The 355-nt window shown below is 60.0% G+C and carries 1 pseudogene; it reads left to right on the forward strand.

What is annotated here, in order from left to right:
- A pseudogene (locus ACMX25_RS38305) lies at positions 1-282 on the forward strand (hypothetical protein); the annotation flags it as partial.
- Positions 283-355 lie beyond the last annotated feature (73 nt).

Genomic DNA, 355 nt, shown 5'->3' on the forward strand with positions numbered 1-355 from the left:
TTCCTGCTTGACCTGCTGAGCCGCGAACTCACGCCCAAGACACTGCGACGCCATCGCGACAATCTCTGGCTGCTGGGAGGTGAATTGATCCGCAGGCGTTACGAGGACACCAGGCTCAAGAAACTGCCCGCGCAAGAGGCCATCGCCGAGTTGATAGAACCAGACGGCGGCCCTCTGATCTGGCCACGCATCAGCCAGACTGATCAAGACTCCCTGGATGCCACCTGTCGCAGGCTATACAGGTTTCTCGAAGCCCGGGAAAAACCGGCAGCTAAAGGGTAGCGTGCTGCCACGGCTTACCCACCGAGTGCTTCGCACCTGTGGACAAGCCGCCTTGTGTGCCAGTGAAAGGCAC

This window comes from Caballeronia eucalypticola, assembly GCF_047608185.1.
GTDB lineage: Bacteria > Pseudomonadota > Gammaproteobacteria > Burkholderiales > Burkholderiaceae > Caballeronia.